General features: G+C 76.0%; 14 protein-coding genes. All 14 read right to left on the bottom strand.

Features of this window, described 5'->3' with window-relative positions; translation table 11 throughout:
* Positions 1-8: 8 nt before the first annotated feature.
* Positions 9-1,247: a cell division protein FtsZ gene (gene ftsZ / locus UXQ13_RS04295; protein WP_336391863.1), complete on the bottom strand. Its 1,239-nt coding sequence runs from the start codon at positions 1,245-1,247 to the stop codon at positions 9-11.
* Positions 1,248-1,521: 274 nt separating this feature from the next.
* Positions 1,522-2,103, bottom strand: coding sequence for a peroxidase-related enzyme (locus tag UXQ13_RS04290; RefSeq protein ID WP_225231979.1), 582 nt, complete (start codon positions 2,101-2,103; stop codon positions 1,522-1,524).
* Positions 2,104-2,122: 19 nt separating this feature from the next.
* Entirely contained in the window at positions 2,123-2,923 is an 801-nt protein-coding gene (locus UXQ13_RS04285; RefSeq protein WP_336391862.1) for a cell division protein FtsQ/DivIB, read from the bottom strand.
* A gap of 3 nt (positions 2,924-2,926) precedes the next feature.
* Complete coding sequence (murC, locus tag UXQ13_RS04280) at positions 2,927-4,363, bottom strand: UDP-N-acetylmuramate--L-alanine ligase (protein ID WP_225231981.1); 1,437 nt, start codon at positions 4,361-4,363, stop codon at positions 2,927-2,929.
* Positions 4,360-5,490, bottom strand: coding sequence for an undecaprenyldiphospho-muramoylpentapeptide beta-N-acetylglucosaminyltransferase (gene murG / locus UXQ13_RS04275; protein WP_336391861.1), 1,131 nt, complete (start codon positions 5,488-5,490; stop codon positions 4,360-4,362). The genes murC and murG overlap by 4 nt, the downstream gene beginning before the upstream one ends.
* Positions 5,491-5,515: 25 nt before the next feature.
* On the bottom strand, positions 5,516-7,171 hold the full coding sequence (gene ftsW / locus UXQ13_RS04270; RefSeq protein ID WP_336391860.1) for a putative lipid II flippase FtsW: 1,656 nt from the start codon (positions 7,169-7,171) through the stop codon (positions 5,516-5,518).
* A 13-nt stretch (positions 7,172-7,184) separates the two neighbouring features.
* Positions 7,185-8,606: a UDP-N-acetylmuramoyl-L-alanine--D-glutamate ligase gene (murD, locus tag UXQ13_RS04265; RefSeq protein WP_225231984.1), complete on the bottom strand. Its 1,422-nt coding sequence runs from the start codon at positions 8,604-8,606 to the stop codon at positions 7,185-7,187.
* Entirely contained in the window at positions 8,603-9,679 is a 1,077-nt protein-coding gene (mraY, locus tag UXQ13_RS04260) for a phospho-N-acetylmuramoyl-pentapeptide-transferase (protein WP_225231985.1), read from the bottom strand. Before mraY ends, murD begins: the two co-directional genes overlap by 4 nt.
* Positions 9,676-11,055: a UDP-N-acetylmuramoyl-tripeptide--D-alanyl-D-alanine ligase gene (locus tag UXQ13_RS04255; protein WP_225231986.1), complete on the bottom strand. Its 1,380-nt coding sequence runs from the start codon at positions 11,053-11,055 to the stop codon at positions 9,676-9,678. The genes mraY and UXQ13_RS04255 overlap by 4 nt, the downstream gene beginning before the upstream one ends.
* On the bottom strand, positions 11,052-12,542 hold the full coding sequence (locus UXQ13_RS04250; RefSeq protein WP_225231987.1) for a UDP-N-acetylmuramoyl-L-alanyl-D-glutamate--2,6-diaminopimelate ligase: 1,491 nt from the start codon (positions 12,540-12,542) through the stop codon (positions 11,052-11,054). The genes UXQ13_RS04255 and UXQ13_RS04250 overlap by 4 nt, the downstream gene beginning before the upstream one ends.
* Positions 12,543-12,623: 81 nt before the next feature.
* Positions 12,624-14,474 (bottom strand): peptidoglycan D,D-transpeptidase FtsI family protein, encoded by a 1,851-nt coding sequence (locus UXQ13_RS04245; protein WP_225235986.1) that lies wholly within the window; start codon positions 14,472-14,474, stop codon positions 12,624-12,626.
* 2 nt (positions 14,475-14,476) lie between these two features.
* Positions 14,477-15,058, bottom strand: a complete 582-nt coding sequence (gene ftsL / locus UXQ13_RS04240; RefSeq protein ID WP_336391859.1) for a cell division protein FtsL — start codon at positions 15,056-15,058, stop codon at positions 14,477-14,479.
* A complete protein-coding gene (gene rsmH / locus UXQ13_RS04235) occupies positions 15,055-16,029 on the bottom strand; it encodes a 16S rRNA (cytosine(1402)-N(4))-methyltransferase RsmH (RefSeq protein WP_225231739.1) in 975 nt (324 codons plus the stop codon). The genes ftsL and rsmH overlap by 4 nt, the downstream gene beginning before the upstream one ends.
* 541 nt (positions 16,030-16,570) lie before the next feature.
* Positions 16,571-17,005, bottom strand: a complete 435-nt coding sequence (gene mraZ, locus UXQ13_RS04230) for a division/cell wall cluster transcriptional repressor MraZ (RefSeq protein ID WP_336391858.1) — start codon at positions 17,003-17,005, stop codon at positions 16,571-16,573.
* Between the last annotated feature and the right edge of the window lie 29 nt (positions 17,006-17,034).

Raw genomic sequence — 17,034 nt, 5'->3', positions numbered from 1 at the left:
CCTTCTCCTTACTGGGACCGCAGGAACTCGGGGATGTCGAGCTCCTCCTCGAAGTCGTCCGAGGACAGCGGACGACGGGCACCCTGGCCCTGCACCGGCGGCAGCGGCGGGACGGTGATCCCACCACCCTGCTGGGGCGGGGTCCGGGGGGCGGGCTGGGACTGCTGCACCAGGCGCTCGCCGGTCTGGCGCGGAGCCATCGGGGCGGGCTGGACCGGCCGCTGCTGCGGCTGGGCAGGTGCGGTGGCCACCGGGGGCGCCGCGGCGGGCTGGGCGTCCTTGCGGGCCGCGCCGCTGGGCTTGCCGTTGTCGAACCCGGCCGCGATGACCGTCACCCGGACCTCGTCACCCAGGGCGTCGTCGATGACGGCGCCGAAGATGATGTTGGCGTCGGCGTGGGCGGCGTCGGAGACCAGCGAGGCGGCCTCGTTGATCTCGAACAGACCCAGGTCCGAGCCGCCGGAGATCGACAGCAGGACGCCGTGGGCGCCCTCCATCGAGGCCTCCAGCAGCGGCGAGGCGATCGCCTGCTCGGCGGCCAGCAGCGCGCGGTTGTCCCCGCGGGCGCTGCCGATGCCCATCAGCGCCGAGCCCGCCCCGGACATGACCGACTTGACGTCGGCGAAGTCCAGGTTGATCAGGCCGGGCGTGGTGATCAGGTCGGTGATGCCCTGCACACCGGACAGCAGCACCTGGTCGGCGGTGCGGAAGGCGTCCATGACGGACACGTTCCGGTCGCCGAGCTGCAGCAGCCGGTCGTTCGGGATCACGATCAGCGTGTCGCACTCGTTGCGCAGCTCGTCGATGCCCGACTCGGCCTGCACGGCCCGCCGCTTGCCCTCGAAGGAGAACGGACGGGTGACCACGCCGATGGTCAGCGCCCCGAGCTTGCGGGCGATGGACGCCACGACGGGCGCGCCGCCGGTGCCGGTGCCACCACCCTCGCCGGCGGTCACGAAGACCATGTCGGCGCCCTTGAGCACCTCTTCGATCTCCTCGCGGTGGTCCTCGGCGGCCTGCCGGCCCACGTCGGGCTGGGCGCCGGCGCCCAGGCCGCGGGTGAGCTCGCGGCCGACGTCGAGCTTGACGTCGGCATCGCTCATCAGCAACGCCTGCGCGTCGGTGTTGATCGCGATGAACTCGACCCCCTTGAGGCCGACCTCGATCATGCGGTTGACCGCGTTCACCCCGCCGCCGCCGATGCCGACGACCTTGATGACCGCGAGGTAGTTGTGCGGAGGTGTCATGCTGCGCTCCCCAACTGGACCCTCATCCTCAGGTTAAGCCTTATAGTTATGTCAACTAGGGCGATGGGAGCGACGCTAGGTGGGCAGGTTGCCCGACGCCAGCACCCCCGGCGAGCACGGCGTGTCGGTCCCCCGCAGCCCGTCCGTCCCCGGCGACCCGTGCGTCACACCGGTCTCACGCCTCGTGACGACCCGCGCCGTCGACGTCTCATCCTGGGGTGGAGACCGGGCCCGGGCAGATTTTGCTCACCCGTCGCGGCCCGGGCGTGTCGCGCTAGCTCCGCGGCTGCCGGCCCATGAGGAAGAACTCCGGGTTCGGCGGGATCGCCGCCCAGTGCGCCAACCGGTTGGACAGCGCGAAGAAGCTCACGATCGCGCCGACGTCCCAGACGTCGTCCTCGGTGAGGCCGTGCCCGCGCAGGGCGTCCAGGTCGGCCGCGGTGACCTCGGCCGGCGCGACGGCCAGCCGGACGGCGACGTCGAGGACGGCGTGCATCCGCGGGTCCAGCGGTGCCTTGCGCCGGTCGACGGCGACCTGGTCGGCCAGGTAGGGGTCGCGGGACCGGATCCGGGCGATCGCCCCGTGCGCCACCACGCAGTACAGGCAGTCGTTGGCCGCGCTGGTGGCCACCACGACGACCTCGCGGTCGGCCTTGGACAGCCCGGGGGTCTCCTTGTCCATCAGTGCGTCGTGCATCGCGAAGAACGCCCGGGCCTCGTCGGGCCGGTGGGACAGGGCGGCGAAGACGTTGGGCAGGAACCCGGACTTCTCCTCGACGCCGTCGAACCGCTCGCGCAGGTCGGCGGGCAGGTCGGCGCGGGCGGGCACGGGGAACCGGGAGATCGGTGCGCTCATGGGCCCCACCCTGCACCGCTCAGCGCAGCACGACCTCCTCGGGCGAGCTCACGTCGATCTGGGTGGCCGGGTCGAGGGTGCCGGCGGCCAGCTGGTCGAGGACGGCGGCCAGCACCTGCCCCTTGCGGGCCGCGTCGGCCGCGCTCCCCCACAGCACGCTGGTCCCGTCGGTCAGCGTCAGGGTCACGTCGTCGGCGCCGGTGGCCACCACCTCGGTGACCTGCGGCAGCACCGCGGCCGGCAGCGACACGATCGCCGCCAGCGCCGCCCGGGTCGCCCGGTCGTCGGGCCCGGGGTCGGCGACCTGCAGCGGCACCACCCCGGCCGGGGCGTCCCCGGTGATGGTGTCGAAGAGGGTGCCGCCGGCGTCGACCAGGGACCGGGTGCCGGCGGTGGAGACCACCGCGACCGGCACCCGCTCGCGCAGGGTCACCACCACCCGGTCCGGCCAGCCCCGGGTGACCTCGGCGTCGGCCACCTGGGGCAGCGCCGCCACCCGGGCCGCGGCGGCCTCGGTGTCGACCCGGACCAGCGGGGTGCCCGGGGCCACCCCGGCGGCCTCCCGGACCTCGTCGGCGGACAGCGTGGTCGCGCCGTCCACCTGCACGGTGCGCACGGCCAGCAGCGGGCTGGCCAGCACCACCCAGGCCAGGACGGCGACCAGGACGGCGACCGTGCCCGCGATCAGCAGCCGGCGGCGGCGCGGGCCCAGCGGGGGCCGGCGCGGCCGGATCCGGGTGACTCCCCCACCGGGTCGCCCGGCAGCACCCCGGCGCGGACCGCGGTGGCGGTCCCGGGTGGTGCTGCCCGTCCGCGGCACGACCTACCGCACCCCGTCCGCGCGCTCGGCCAGGGCGGCCAGGATCTCCGGACCGACCATGACGACGTCCCCGGCACCCATGGTGAGCAGCAGGTCCCCGGACCGGGCGCGCTCGGCCATCACCCCGGCCGCGGCCGACCAGGACGGCTCGAAGCGCACCTGCCCGGCCGGCAGCGGGACGGCGTCGGCGACCAGGGCACCGGTCACGCCGGGCACCGGGTCCTCGCGGGCGCCGTAGACGTCCATCACCACGACCTCGTCGGCCAGGCCGAGGGCCCGCCCGAAGCCGGTGGCGAACTCGCTGGTGCGGCTGTAGAGGTGCGGCTGGAAGAGCACCACCAGCCGACCGTCGCCGACCACCGCGCGGGCGGCCCGCAGCTGCGCGTCGACCTCCGTGGGGTGGTGGGCGTAGTCGTCGTAGACCCGCACGCCGGCCGCGACTCCCTTGAGCTCGAACCGCCGGTGCACCCCGCCGAACCGGGCCAGACCGGCGAGCAGGCCGCTGGCCGGGAAGCCCAGCTCGAGCCCGGCCAGGAGGGCCGCGGCGCTGTTGAGCGCCATGTGCGCGCCGGGCAGCCGCAGGGTCACCCGGCCCAGCTCGACGCCGTTGTGCACCGCCGTCCAGCTGGTGCCCTCGGGCCCCACCACGAGGTCGCGCAGCTGCAGGTCGACCCCGTCGGCGAACCCGTAGGTGACCACCCGGGCGCCGCCGGTGGGCACCTCGCGCAGCCGGGCCGAGCCCGGGTCGTCGGCGCACAGCACCACGAACCCGGCCGGGTCGACGGTGGTGACGAACCGGTCGAAGGCGGCCTCCACCGCGGCCAGGTCGCCGTAGTTGTCCAGGTGGTCGGCCTCGACGTTGGTCACGATTCCGGCGTAGGGCGCCAGCAGGAGGAACGACCGGTCGCTCTCGTCGGCCTCGGCGACGAAGACGTCCCCGGTGCCGGCGTGCGCGTTGGAGCCGGACTCGTTGAGGTCCCCGCCGATGGCGAAGGACGGGTCGGCCCCGCACGCCTGCACGGCGACGGTGAGCATCGAGGTGGTGGAGGTCTTGCCGTGCGTGCCGGCGACGGCGACGCTGCGCCGGCCGGCCATCACGGCCGCCAGCGCGACCGCCCGGGGCAGCACCCGCAGCCCGCGCTCGCGCGCCGCGGCCAGCTCCGGGTTGTCCGGCCGGATGGCGGTGGAGACGACCACGGTGGCCGCGTCGCCCAGGTGCGCGGCGTCGTGGCCGACCTCGGTGCGGGCGCCGAGCGCGGCCAGCGCCAGCAGGGTGGGCGTGCTGCGCCGGTCGCTGCCGGACACCGCGACGCCGCGGGCCAGCAGGATGCGGGCGATGCCGCTCATCCCGGCCCCGCCGATGCCGATGAAGTGCACCGCGCCCAGCTCGTCGAGGGCGGGGATCGGGTCGGTCCAGGCGGCGACGTCGGCGGCGCTCATGCCCGCACCACCGAGAGGGTCAGGTCGGCCAGCTCCTCGTCGGCGTCGGGCACGCCGGCGGCCGCGGCGTGCCGGGACAGCTCGGACAGGCGGGCGGGGTCGGTGAGCACGGGCACCAGCGTGGACCCGATCCAGGCCGGGGACAGCTCGGCGTCGTCCACCAGCAGCCCGCCGCCGGCCTCGACGACCGGCAACGCGTTGCGGCGCTGCTCGCCGTTGCCGATCGGCAGCGGCACGAACGCGGCGGGCAGGCCCACCGCCGACAGCTCGGCCACGCTCACCGCGCCCGACCGGCACAGCGCCAGGTCGGCGGCGGCGTAGGCGAGGTCCATCCGCTCCAGGTAGTCCACCACCACGTAGGGCACCTCCCCGGCGGGCACGGCCACCTCGGTGTTCTTGGGGCCGCGGGCGTGCAGCACCTGGATCCCGGCCGCCCGGAGCTCTGCGGCGGCACCGGTGGCGGCGGTGTTCAGCGAGCGGGCGCCCTGGGAGCCGCCGAAGACCAGCAGGGTGGGCCGGTCGGCGTCCAGGCCGAAGTGCTCCCGGGCCTCCGCCCGCAGCGCCGCGCGGTCCAGGCCGGTGATCGCCGGGCGCAGCGGCATGCCCGTGTGCACCGCACCGCGCAGCGGGGTGCCCGGGGTGGTGACGGCGACCGCGGCGGCCAGCCGGGCCCCCACCCGGTTGGCCAGCCCGGGGAGCGGGTTCTGCTCGTGCACGACCACCGGGATGCCCGACCGGCGGGCGGCCAGGTAGGCCGGCAGCGCCACGTAGCCGCCGAAGCCGACGACGACGTCGGCCTCCAGCTCGGCCAGCAGCGCCCGGGTCTCGGCCACCGCCCGGCGCACCCGGCCCGGGACCCGCAGCAGGTCCGGGGTGGGGTTCCGGGGCAGGGGCACCGGCGGGATCAGCCGCAGGTCGAACCCGCGGGCGGGAACCAGCCGGGTCTCCATGCCCCGGGCGGTGCCCAGGCAGGTGACCCGCGGGGTGCCGCCGGGGGCGGTGGTGCGCCGGACGAGGGCGTCGGCGAGGGCCAGCATGGGCTCGATGTGCCCGCCGGTTCCCCCGCCGGCCAGCACGACGCTGACCGGCCGGGTGCGGACGGGGGGACGGGGTGGTGCGGAGGTCACGGGGTCAGTCTCACAGGGTCGGTGCTCAGCGCGGACGGCGCGGCCGGTCCCGGGGCACCCGGGGCGGCTCGCCGGCACCGGCGCCGACCCGCTGACCGACCCGCTGACCGGCCCGTTCGGGCAGGCGCTCGCGGGGCGCCGGCCGGGCAGCGCGGTCGGGGCGGGCGGCGCGCTCGGCACGGGCATCGCGGTCGGGACGGGCGGTGCGGTCGGGACGGGCGGCGCGTGCTGCCCGGCCCGGGTCGTCCTCGCGGACCCGGGCGACGGTGCGCCCGGTCGGCCGACGGCCGCCACGGCCCTCGACCGGCGGCGGGGTGCTGCGCCGACCCAGGGTGGGCAGCGGGGCGACGGCGTGCTCGGGCACCGGGACCAGCCAGCGGCCCAGCCGGCCGAGCCGGCCGACCGGGTGCGACCGGCGGTGCGCCCGCAGGTGCTCGATCGCGTCGGGCTCGGCCCGGGCGAACCGGACGAGGAGCCCGACGATGAACAGCGTCAGCACCAGCGAGGTGCCCCCGGCGGAGATCAGCGGGAGCGTCACACCGGTCACCGGGAGCAGGCCGACCACGTAGCCCATGTTGATCAGCGCCTGGCCGATCAGCCAGACGGTGATGGCGGTGCTGGCGAGCTGGATGAAGCGGTCGGTGGAGGTGCGGGCGATCCGGAAGCCGGCGTAGGCCAGCACGCCGTACAGCGTGATCACCACCAGGCAGCCGAGGAAGCCCAGCTCCTCGCCGATGATGGCGAAGATGTAGTCGCTCTCGGCGTGCGGCAGCAGGTTCCACTTCATCCGGCTGTTGCCCAGCCCGACGCCCCAGAACCCGCCGGTGGCCAGCGCGTAGAGACCCTTGATCGCCTGGAAGCCGCCGTTCTCCGCGTCGGCGAACGGGTCCAGGAAGGAGAACAGGCGGGCCGCGCGGTAGGACGCCGACAGCGCGGTGATCGCGATCCCGACGACGGCGAGCAGCCCGAGCCCGGCGATCCAGCGGCCGGGCAGGCCACCGGTCCACAGCAGGCCGGCCACGACGAGGCCCAGGCCGACGGTCGCGCCCATGTCGGGCTCGGCCAGCAGCAGCGCGGCGAAGACCACGAACGCCGGGACGACGGGGACCAGCAGCGACTTGGTGGTCAGCCACCGCTCGCGGACGGCGATGATGTGCGCGCCCCACAGCGCGAAGGCCAGCTTGGCGAACTCCGAGGGCTGGAAGTCGGCCACGCCCAGGTTGATCCACTGCCGCGCGCCGTTGAGCTCCTTGCCGATCCCGGGGACCAGCACCGCCAGCAGCAGGACGGCGGCCACCAGCAGGGCGACGCCGGACCACCGGCGCAGGTGCCCGACCGGCATCCGCACGGCGACCAGGGCCAGCAGCAGCCCGAGGACGGCGAACGTCAGCTGCCGGACGCCGGGCAGCCAAGCGGGCTGGTCGTCCAGCGCGGCCTCGACGCTGGAGGCCGAGAACACCATGACCAGCCCGATGGCCAGCAGCAGCCCGGCCGAGCCGAGCACGAGGTAGGTGCTGGTCATGGGCCCGTCGAGCCAGGCGGGTGCCCGGAACACCGGCTCGCGGGAGACCCGCGCGCCGCGCTGGGCGCCGCGGGAGGCCCGCGGTGCCGTCGCGGTGGTGGCGGTGCCCCTCGTGGCGCCCGTCGTGGTTCGGTCCGTGCCGGTCGTGGTGGCGGCCATGCCGGTACCCCCGTCAGTGCAGGGCGCGCACCGCGTCGGTGAAGGCGCGGCCGCGGTGCCCGTAGTCGGTGAACACGTCCATGGACGCGGCGGCCGGTGCCAGCAGGACGGTGTCGCCGGGACGGGCCAGCTCGGCAGCCGCGTGCACCACCTGGACCATCACCGCCTCAGCCGTCCCGCTCGTCACACCAGCCACACCGACATCGTCGCCGCTGGGGACGACGATCCGTGGGACCGCGGGGGCGTGTCGCGCCAGCGACCTGGCCAGCACCTCCCGGTCGCGGCCCAGCAGCACGACGCCGGCCAGCCGCGGGGCCACCGCGGCGACCAGCGGGTCGACGTCGGCGCCCTTGAGCAGCCCGCCGGCGATCCAGACCACCCGGGGGTAGGCGGCCAGCGACGCAGCCGCGGCGTGCGGGTTGGTCGCCTTGGAGTCGTCGACGTAGTCCACGCCGTCCACCGCGCCCACCAGCACGTTGCGGTGCGCGCCGCCGCGGAAGCCGGCCAGCCCGGTGCCGATGTCGGCCGCCGACACCCCGGCGACCCGGGCGAGCGCCGCGGCGACCAGGGCGTTGACCACGTTGTGCGGGCCGGCCACCTGCAGCCGGTCGGCGGCCAGCAGCACCTCGCCGGCCGGGTCGTCGGCGAAGGCGCGGTCCACCAGCACCCCGGCCCGCACGCCCAGCTGACCGGCGGCCGGCTCCCCCGCGGTCACGGTGACCGGGTGCCGGTGCGTCGCGACCAGCGAGGAGGCGACCGGGTCGCCGGCGTCGGCCACCGCGACCGGGGCCCGCTCGAGCACCTTGGCCTTGGCGTCCCGGTAGGCCTGCGGGCTGCCGTGCCAGTCGACGTGGTCGTCGGCGACGTTGAGCACCGCCGCCGCGGCCGGGGCCAGCGAGCTGGACCAGTGCAGCTGGAACGACGACAGCTCGACCGCGACCGCGTCGAAGGCCGGGGCGCCGTCGTCGTCCAGGGCGGTGACCACCTCGACCAGCGGGCGGCCGACGTTGCCCGCCGCCACCGCCCGTCGGCCCCCGGCCAGCAGCAGCGCCTCGAGCATGGTGACCGTGGTGGTCTTGCCGTTGGTGCCGGTGACGGCGTACCAGGGCGCGGGCTCGCCGCCGGCCAGCGGCAGCCGGAGCCGCCAGGCCAGCTCGGGCTCGCCGACCACCTCGACGCCGGCCGCGGCGGCCGACACCAGCAGCGGGGAGTCCGGGCGCCAGCCCGGGGAGGTGACGACCAGGTCGACGTCGTCCGGGCAGCGGTCGGTGGCACCCAGCCAGGTGGCGCCGGCGGCCTCGAGCTCGGCCCGGACGGCGGGGGTGCCGGCGTCGGCCAGCAGCACGGTGTCCCCGCGGGCCAGCAGCACCCGGGCGGCGGCGGCGCCGGAGACGCCGAGCCCGCAAACCAGGACCCGACCCAGCGGGCCGGTCACAGGCCGGTGAGGGAGAGCCAGTCGGCGTAGAAGGCGCCGATGCCGAAGGCGACGGCCATGCCCGTCACCAGCCAGAACCGCACGATCACGGTGTTCTCGGCCCACCCGGCCAGCTCGAAGTGGTGGTGCAGCGGTGCCATCCGGAAGACCCGCCGTCGGGTGGCCTTGAAGAACGCGATCTGGATGGCCACCGAGAGGGTGACGGCCACGAAGAGACCGCCGAGCACGACCAGCAGCAGCTCGGTGCGGGTGACCACGGCGATGCCGGCCATCAGCCCGCCCAGGGCCAGCGAACCGGTGTCGCCCATGAAGATCCGGGCCGGCGAGGTGTTCCACCACAGGAAGCCCAGGCAGGCGCCCATCGCGGCGGCGGCGACCAGCGTGACGTCCAGCGGGTCGCGGACGGTGTAGCAGCCCTCCACGGCGGCGGTGCTGCAGTCGTGGCCGAACTGCCAGAAGGAGATGACGACGTAGGCGCCGAACACCATGGCCGAGCAGCCCGCGGCCAGGCCGTCCAGGCCGTCGGTCAGGTTGACCGCGTTGGAGAACCCGGCGATGAACACCAGCGCGAAGAGCACGAACGCCGCAGACGGCAGCGCCAGCGGGGCGATCTCCCGGACGAAGGAGATGCTGGTCGAGGCCACCGGGGCGCGGCCGCCGATCTCGATGATCGCCAGGATCGCGAAGCTGAGCCCCACCACCGTCTGGCCGACCAGCTTGGCCGTGGAGTTCAGGCCCAGGCTGCGCCGGTGCCGGATCTTGAGGTAGTCGTCCAGGAAGCCGACCACGCCCAGCCCGACCAGCAGGAACAGCAGCAGCAGTCCGGTCGAGGTGACCCCGCGCCCGGGCTGCCCGAGCAGGAACAGGTGGGCCACCAGGTAGCCGATCACCGTGGCCAGCACGATGACCGTGCCGCCCATCGTGGGCGTGCCCTTCTTCGACAGGTGGCTCTCGGGACCGTCGTCCCGGATCTCCTGGCCGAAGCCCTGCCGGCGGAAGGTCTTGATGGCCACCGGGGTGAGCAGGATCGATACGATCAGCCCGACGGCGGCGGCGATGAGGACGGACTTCACGGCTGAGTTCTCCCGGTGGTGACCCCGTCGGCGATCAGGTCGGCGGCCAGCAGCTCCAGGCCGTAGGCGCGGGATGCCTTCACCAGGACGACGTCGCCCGGGACCAGCACCTCCGCGAGCAGCCGGCGGGCGGCGGCCCGGTCCGGCACGTGCAGCGAGCCCTCCCGCGCCGCGGCGATCGCCGCGGCGTCGGGGCCGACGGCGACGACCAGGTCGACGGCGTCCGCGGCGGCCGCGCCCAGCCGCCGGTGCTCCTCGTCGGCGCCGGCGCCCAGCTCGCCCATCGCGCCGAGGACGGCGACCCGGCGGGTGCCCGTCATGCCGCGGACCGCCGCCAGGGCGGCCCGCATCGACTCGGGGTTGGCGTTGTAGGCGTCGTTGACCACCACCACGCCGTCGGGGCGGGTGGTGACCTCCATCCGCCAGCGGCTCTGCGGCACCGCGGCCGACAGCCCGGCCGCGACCTGCTCCAGGTCGAGCCCGGCGGCCAGCGCGGCCCCGGCGGCGGACAGCGCGTTGGCCACCTGGTGGGCGCCCACGACCTGCAGCGCGACCGGCCGGGCGGCGCCGCCGGCGTGCAGGGTGAAGCGGGCCCGGGCGGCGTCGTCCAGCTCGACGTCGGTGGCCCGGACGTCGGCGTCCGGGCCGGTGCCGGTCAGCAGGACCCGGGCACCGGTGCGGTCGGCCATCGCGGCGACCCGCGGGTCGTCGGCGTTGAGCACGGCCGTGCCGGTGGCCGCCTCGGCCAGCTCGCCCTTGGCCGCGGCGATCGCGTCGGCGCTGCCGAACTCGCCCAGGTGGGCCGAGCCGACGTTGAGCACGACGCCGATCGCGGGCCGGGCCACCGCGCAGAGCCGGGCGATGTGCCCCGGGCCGCGGGCGCCCATCTCCAGCACCAGGTACCGGGTGCCCGGCTGGGCGGTGAGCACGGTGAGCGGCAGGCCGATGTCGTTGTTGAACGAGCCGGGCGGGCTGACCGTGGCCCCGACCCGGCCGAGCACCTGGCCCAGCAGGTCCTTGGTTGAGGTCTTGCCCGAGGAACCGGTGATGCCGATCGTCGTCAGCTCGGGCAGCCGGGCGTGCACGGCGTGCGCCAGCCGGCCCAGCGCGACGACCGGGTCCTCGACGACCACGACCACGGCGCCCTCCTGGGGCCGGGTGCCCAGCGCGCCGACCGCGCCGGCGGCCACGGCCGCGGCGACGAAGTCGTGGCCGTCCACCCGCTCCCCCGGCAGCGCCACGTACAGGTCGCCGGCCGCGACGGTGCGGGAGTCGACGGTCACCTTCCCGGTCACCGTGCCCACCGCCGTCGGGTCCGCGCCGGTGAGCACGCCGCCCACCGCCTCGGCGACCTCGTGCAGGCCCAGTGCGATCACGCCCGTGCCCCCAGTGCTCGTCGGAGTTCCAGCCGGTCGTCGAAGGCGCTGACCACCCCGGCGACCTCCTGGCCGCTCTCGTGGCCCTTGCCGGCCAGCAGCAGGGTGTCACCCGCGCGCGCGGCGCCCACCGCCGCCTCGATCGCGGCCCGCCGGTCGCCCACCTCGCGCACCTCGCACGCGGTGTCCGCCGGCACCCCGGCCAGCATCGCGGCCCGGATGGTCGCGGGGTCCTCCGAGCGGGGGTTGTCGTCGGTGACCACCAGCAGGTCACTGCCGGCCGCGGCGGCGGCACCCATGGCCGGGCGCTTGCCGGGGTCCCGGTCACCGCCGCAGCCGAGCACCGTGATCAGCCGGCCCGGGGTGCTGCCCCGGAGCGCGGCGAGCGCGGTGGCCACCGCGTCGGGGGTGTGCGCGTAGTCCACGACGGCCACGAAGGGCTGGTCGGCGTCCACGGGCTCCATGCGGCCGGGGACGACGGTGCCGGCGATGCCGGTCAGCGCGTCGGCCACCGGCACCCCGACCGCGTCGAGCAGGGCGACGGCGAGGACGGCGTTGGCCACGTTGAACCCGCCGGGCAGGCGGAGCCGCGCGGCGTGCCGGCCGCCGGACGGGGTGTGCAGCGTGAACGCCGAGCCGCCGTCCTCGGTGGTGGTGACGTCGGTGGCCCGCCAGTGCGCCTCGCTCCCCCGGCCCGAGACCGTCACGGTGCCCGGGTGGACGAGGCGGCGGGCGTGCGCGTCGTCGACGTCGACCACCTCCACGGCGGCCCGGCCGTCGAAGAGCATCGCCTTGGCCGCGAAGTAGCTCTCCTCGTCGCCGTGGAAGTCCAGGTGGTCGCGGGAGAAGTTGGTGAAGCCGGCCGCGGCGAAGCGCACACCGCCGACCCGGCCGAGCACCAGGGCGTGGCTGGAGACCTCCATGACCACCGCGGAGACCCCGGCGTCGCGCATGCCGGCCAGCAGCGCGTGCAGGTCGGGGGCCTCGGGGGTGGTGCGCACGCTGGACAGCTCGGTGAGCACGGGCTCGCCGTCCGGGCCGGTGCCGCGGGTGCGGATCTGCACGGTGCCGATCAGCCCGCTGGTCCGGCCGGCGGCGGCCAGCCCGGCCTCGACCAGGTAGGCGGTGGTCGTCTTGCCGTTGGTGCCGGTGATGCCGATGACCGCCAGGTCGTCGGCCGGTCGGCCGTGCACCCGGGCCGCGACCTCGCCGAGCACCGCCCGCGGGTCGGCCACGACGCAGACCGGCAGGGCCTGGTCGGTCACCTGGGCCGCGCCCTCGGGGTCGGTGAGGACGGCGACCGCGCCGGCGGCCAGCGCCTGCGGCAGGAACCGGATGCCGTGCGCCTTCGCGCCGGGCAGCGCGGCGAACAGCGACCCCGGGCGCACCCGGTCCGAGGCCAGGCTCACCGCGACCAGCTCGGTGGCGGCATCGCCCTGGACGGGCACGCCGACGAGGTCGGCCAGCTCGGACAGCGCGGTGCTCACGGGATCCCAATCTAGCGGCGGGGCACGCCGGGTCCGGGCATCGACCCGGTGATCAGCGCAGGTGATCAGTTCGTCGGCCGGTCAGTTCGTCGGCGCGGTCCCGGTCAGCTGGAAGTCCGGGCGGGCGGTGCCCGAGGGCACCACGCCGTCGGCGGTGAGCACGTAGCGCATGACGTCGGCGAACACCGGCGCGGCGACCTGGCCGCCCTCGGCGTCGCTGGAGGGACGCTCCAGGTCGACGGCGACGACGTACTGCGGGGCGTCGGCCGGGGCGAACCCGACGAAGGTGGTGAAGTAGCCGCCGCCGTCGTAGCAGCCGCACTCGGGGTTGGCCCGCTGCGCGGTGCCGGTCTTGCCGGCGACGCGGAACCCGTCCACCTCGCCCAGCGGGGCGGTGCCGCCGGGGCCGACCACGGCCTCGAGCATGTAGGCCATCTGCTGGGCGGTGGACTCGCTGACCACCCGGGTGCCCTCGGGCTGCTGCTCGGAGGTCACGGTGCCGTCGGGGGCGGTGACCGCGGAGACGATCCGCGGCGGGATCCGGACGCCGCCGTTGGCGATGGTCTGGTAGACCGACGCCATCTGCAGCGCGGTCACCGAGACGCCCTGGCCGATCGGTACGTTGGCCGCCCGGGACGCCGTCCAGTCGGCGGAGTCCTGCAGGATGCCGGCGCTCTCGCCGGGCAGCTCGATCCCGGTCGTGGAGCCCAGGCCGAAGGCCCGCATGTACTCCTCGAGCCGCTCGTCCCCGACCTCGCGGGCCAGCATGATCGTGCCGACGTTGCTGGACTTGGCCAGGATGCCGGTGACCGTCCAGTCGACCGGGGCGTGGTCGTGGGCGTCGGTGACGACGACGTCCCCGGCCTGGATGTGCCCCGGGACGGTGAGCACGGTGTCGGGGGTGGCGTAGCCCTCCTCGATGGCCGCCGAGAGGGTGACCGCCTTCATCACCGAGCCGGGCTCGAAGACGTCGGAGACCGCGGGCAGGCCGAGCAGCTCGGGGTCGGTGCTGCCGGCCTGCGCCGGGTCGTAGCCCGGGCAGGTGGCCATGGCGACGACCTCGCCGGTGCGCACGTCCAGGACGACGGCGGACCCCTGGGTGGTGGCGCCGTCGGCGCAGGCCTGGTCCAGCCGCTGCTGCACCGTGTACTGCAGGTCCTCGTCGATGGTCAGCGAGACCGACGAGCCGTCCTCGGCGGGGGTGGACTCGTCGATGCCGGCGGGGATGGGGACGCCGCCGGCGCCCACCTCGACCCGGCGCTGGCCGTTGGTGCCGGCCAGCACGTCGTCGTAGCGCTGCTCGATGCCGGCCAGGCCGTCGCCGTCCCGGCCGACGAAGCCCACGACCTGCCCGCCGACGGTGCCGGCGGGGTAGAGCCGCACCGGGTCGTCCTCGAGCACGATGCCGGGCAGCGCCAGGTCGGTGATCCGGTCGCTGGTGGCGGTGTCGACGTCCTCGGCGAGCACGGAGTACCGGCCGTCGGCGGTGAGGTCCTCGGTCAGCTGGGAGGTGGGGACGCCGAGCAGGGTGGTCAGCGCGAGCGCCGTCCGCTCCGGGTCCTCGACGATGGTCGGGTCGGCGACGACCTTGCTGGCCTCGACGGTGTAGGCCAGCGGGTTGCCGTCCCGGTCGAGGATCGCGCCGCGGATGGCGGCGATGTCGAACACCCGCATCCGGTCGGTCTCGGCGGCCTGGGCGTAGGCGCTGCCGTCGATGCCCTGCAGGACCACGAGCTTGGTCACCACGGCGACCAGCAGCACGACCAGGATGCCCAGACCGGCCTTGTTCCGGCGGGTGCGCACGGCGGGCGAGAGCCCACGGGTGCGCCGGGTGCCGGGCTCGCGCCGCGGGCGGAGGGCGTCGTGCGAGCCCGGACGGCGGGGGGTGCCGGTCCGGACCGGGCGCCGGCTCGGGTCGGGTCGTCGGTCCACGGTCAGCCTCCTGCCGGCGCGGGGGCCGCTGCGGGGTCGGGTGCGGGCTCGGGCTCGGGGGCGGGCACGGGGGCACCGCGCACCACGGAGGTGCCGTCGGGGCCGAGCACGAGGTGGCCGGCGGTGTCGGCCGGCACCAGCCCGGCCGCGGCGGCCGCGGCGGCGAGGGCGGCCGGGGTGCGGGCCGAGGTGACCTGCTGCTCGAGGCGGTCGACCTGCCGGGAGAGCTCGGTGTTGGCCGCGCGCTGCTGGGAGGCCCGCAGCGAGTCCACCGCGATCGCGGTGTTCAGCGCGAGCAGACCCAGCGCGGTGCCGGCGATCAGCACGACGAGCAGCGCGACGAACGGTGCCCGGCGGGGGCGCGCGGCGGCCACCCGGCGGGGGCGGGCGGGGGTGCCGACGGGGGCGGTGACCAGCCGGAGCTGGGGCCGGACGTGCACCGGCCCGGTGCGCCGGGTGGTGCCGGTGCGCGGGCTGCTCGTCCGGGCGGTGGCGGCGCGGCCGCCGGTGGACCGGGCGCTGCCGGTGCGGGTTCCGGACCGGTCGCGCAGGGGGCCGGTGGGCACGCGGGCGGTGGCGCTCACCGGTCAGCCCGCCGGACGCGCTCGGCGGCGCGGACGCGGGCCGAGGCCGCGCGGGGGTTGGTCGCGGTCTCCGCGTCGCCCGGGGCCTCGCCGCCGCGGGTCAGCAGCCGCAGCACCGGGGCGTGCTCGGGCATCGGGAACGGCATGCCCGGAGGGGTGCCGTCGGCGGCGCCGAGCGCCAGGGCCTGCTTCACGATCCGGTCCTCCAGGGAGTGGAAGGTGATGACGACGACGCGGCCGCCGACGGCGAGGGCGTCGACCGCGGCCGGGAGCACCCGGGTCAGGACCCCCAGCTCGTCGTTGACCTCGATGCGCAGCGCCTGGAAGGACCGCTTGGCCGGGTGGCCGCCGGTCCGCCGGGTCGCCGCGGGGATGGAGTCGCGGACCAGCTCGGCCAGCCGTGCGGTGCCGGTGAAGGGCTCGCGGGCGCGCTCGCGCTCGATGGCGGCGGCGATCCGGCCGGCGAAGCGCTCCTCGCCGTAGACCTTGAGGACCCGGGTGAGCTCGCCACGGGAGTAGGTGTTCACCACGTCGGCCGCGGTGCGCGGACCGCTGGGGTCCATCCGCATGTCCAGCGGTGCGTCGGTGGCGTAGCTGAAGCCGCGGCTGGGCCGGTCCAGCTGCAGGGAGGAGACGCCGAGGTCGAACAGGATGCCCTGGACCTCGTCGATGCCGAGGTCGGCCAGCACGTCGGGCAGCTCGTCGAAGACGGCGGGGACCAGGGTGACCCGGTCGGTGTGGCCGGCGGCGGCGATCCGGGCGGCGGCCTCGGCGCGGGCGTCGGGGTCGCGGTCCAGGCCGACCAGCCGGAGACCGGGGTGAGCGTCGAGCATGGCCAGGGAGTGCCCGGCCAGCCCGAGGGTGCAGTCGACCAGCACGGCGCCCTCGGCGGCGCAGGCCGGGCCGAGGAGCTCGGTGACCCGGTCGAGCAGCACGGGGACGTGCAGCGCTGGCTGCTCGTCTGCGCTCATCGGGTCCTCCAGGTGCGGTCCGTGCTGCGGGGCGTCGTCTCGGCCGTGGGACGTCGTCGGTGCGCTGGTGGTGCGTGCTCTGGGGTTCTCGGCCGGTCCCGGCCGATCTCCACTCGGTTCTCCTCGACCGCTGCAGGTCGAGGCGGTGCGGGTGTGGCTCGTGGTGCTGGTGGGACGTCGGCGGGCCGGAGGGTGCCCGGGTCCGGGTGGTGCGGAGGGGTCCGGGGCGTCGCGCCCGGTGCGTCGGTCGGTGGTGCGGCCCGCCCCACCGCGGGGCCCGTCCGGCGACGGGGAAGGTCACCGGCACGGGCCCCGCATCGGGTGCGGCTGCTGCTCGGGTCAGGGAGCAGGTCGTGCTGTGCGGTTCTCGTGTGCGGTGGTGCTGTGCGGTCGTGCGGTCCGTCTCGGCCGGGTCCAGCCGCGGGGAAGTCGGCTGGCGGGTCCGGTGGTCCGAGCCCCGGGGAAGTGGGCTCGGGCTGGAGGCGGGTGGGTGTCGGTGGAGCGCGGTGGGTGGGGCGGGGCGCCGTGGGGCGCCGGGGGCTCAGGACAGGGTCGGCATCCCCTCGCTCTCGCTCTCCGCGTAGGCGGCCTCCTGCTCGGCGACGTAGGCGTCCCAGGCGGTGGCGTCCCAGATCTCGAACCGGGTGTCGACACCGACCACGACGACGTCGCGGTCGAGACCGGCGTAGTCGCGCAGCAGCGCCGGGAGGGTGATGCGGCCGGCCTTGTCGGGCTCCAGCTCGACCATCGAGCCGAAGCCGAGACGGTTGACCGCCCGGGCCTTGGAGGTGTCGGCGGCCATGGCGGCCGCGCGGGCCCGCTGGACCTCGGCGACGCGCTCGTGGGTCAGGCCGTAGACGCAGCGCTCCTGGCCCTTGGTCAGCACGACGCCGCCCGAGGCGAGCTCGCGGAAGCGCACCGGGAGGGCCAGGCGGCCCTTCTCGTCGAGCCGCAGGGCGTGGCTGCCGAGGAACACCGGTCCACCACCCCCACCCGCTCTTCCCG

The sequence above is a fragment of the Klenkia terrae genome, from assembly GCF_037083865.1.
GTDB classification, from domain to species: Bacteria; Actinomycetota; Actinomycetes; order Mycobacteriales; family Geodermatophilaceae; genus Klenkia; species Klenkia terrae.
This window is presented reverse-complemented; position numbering and strand designations above follow the sequence as displayed.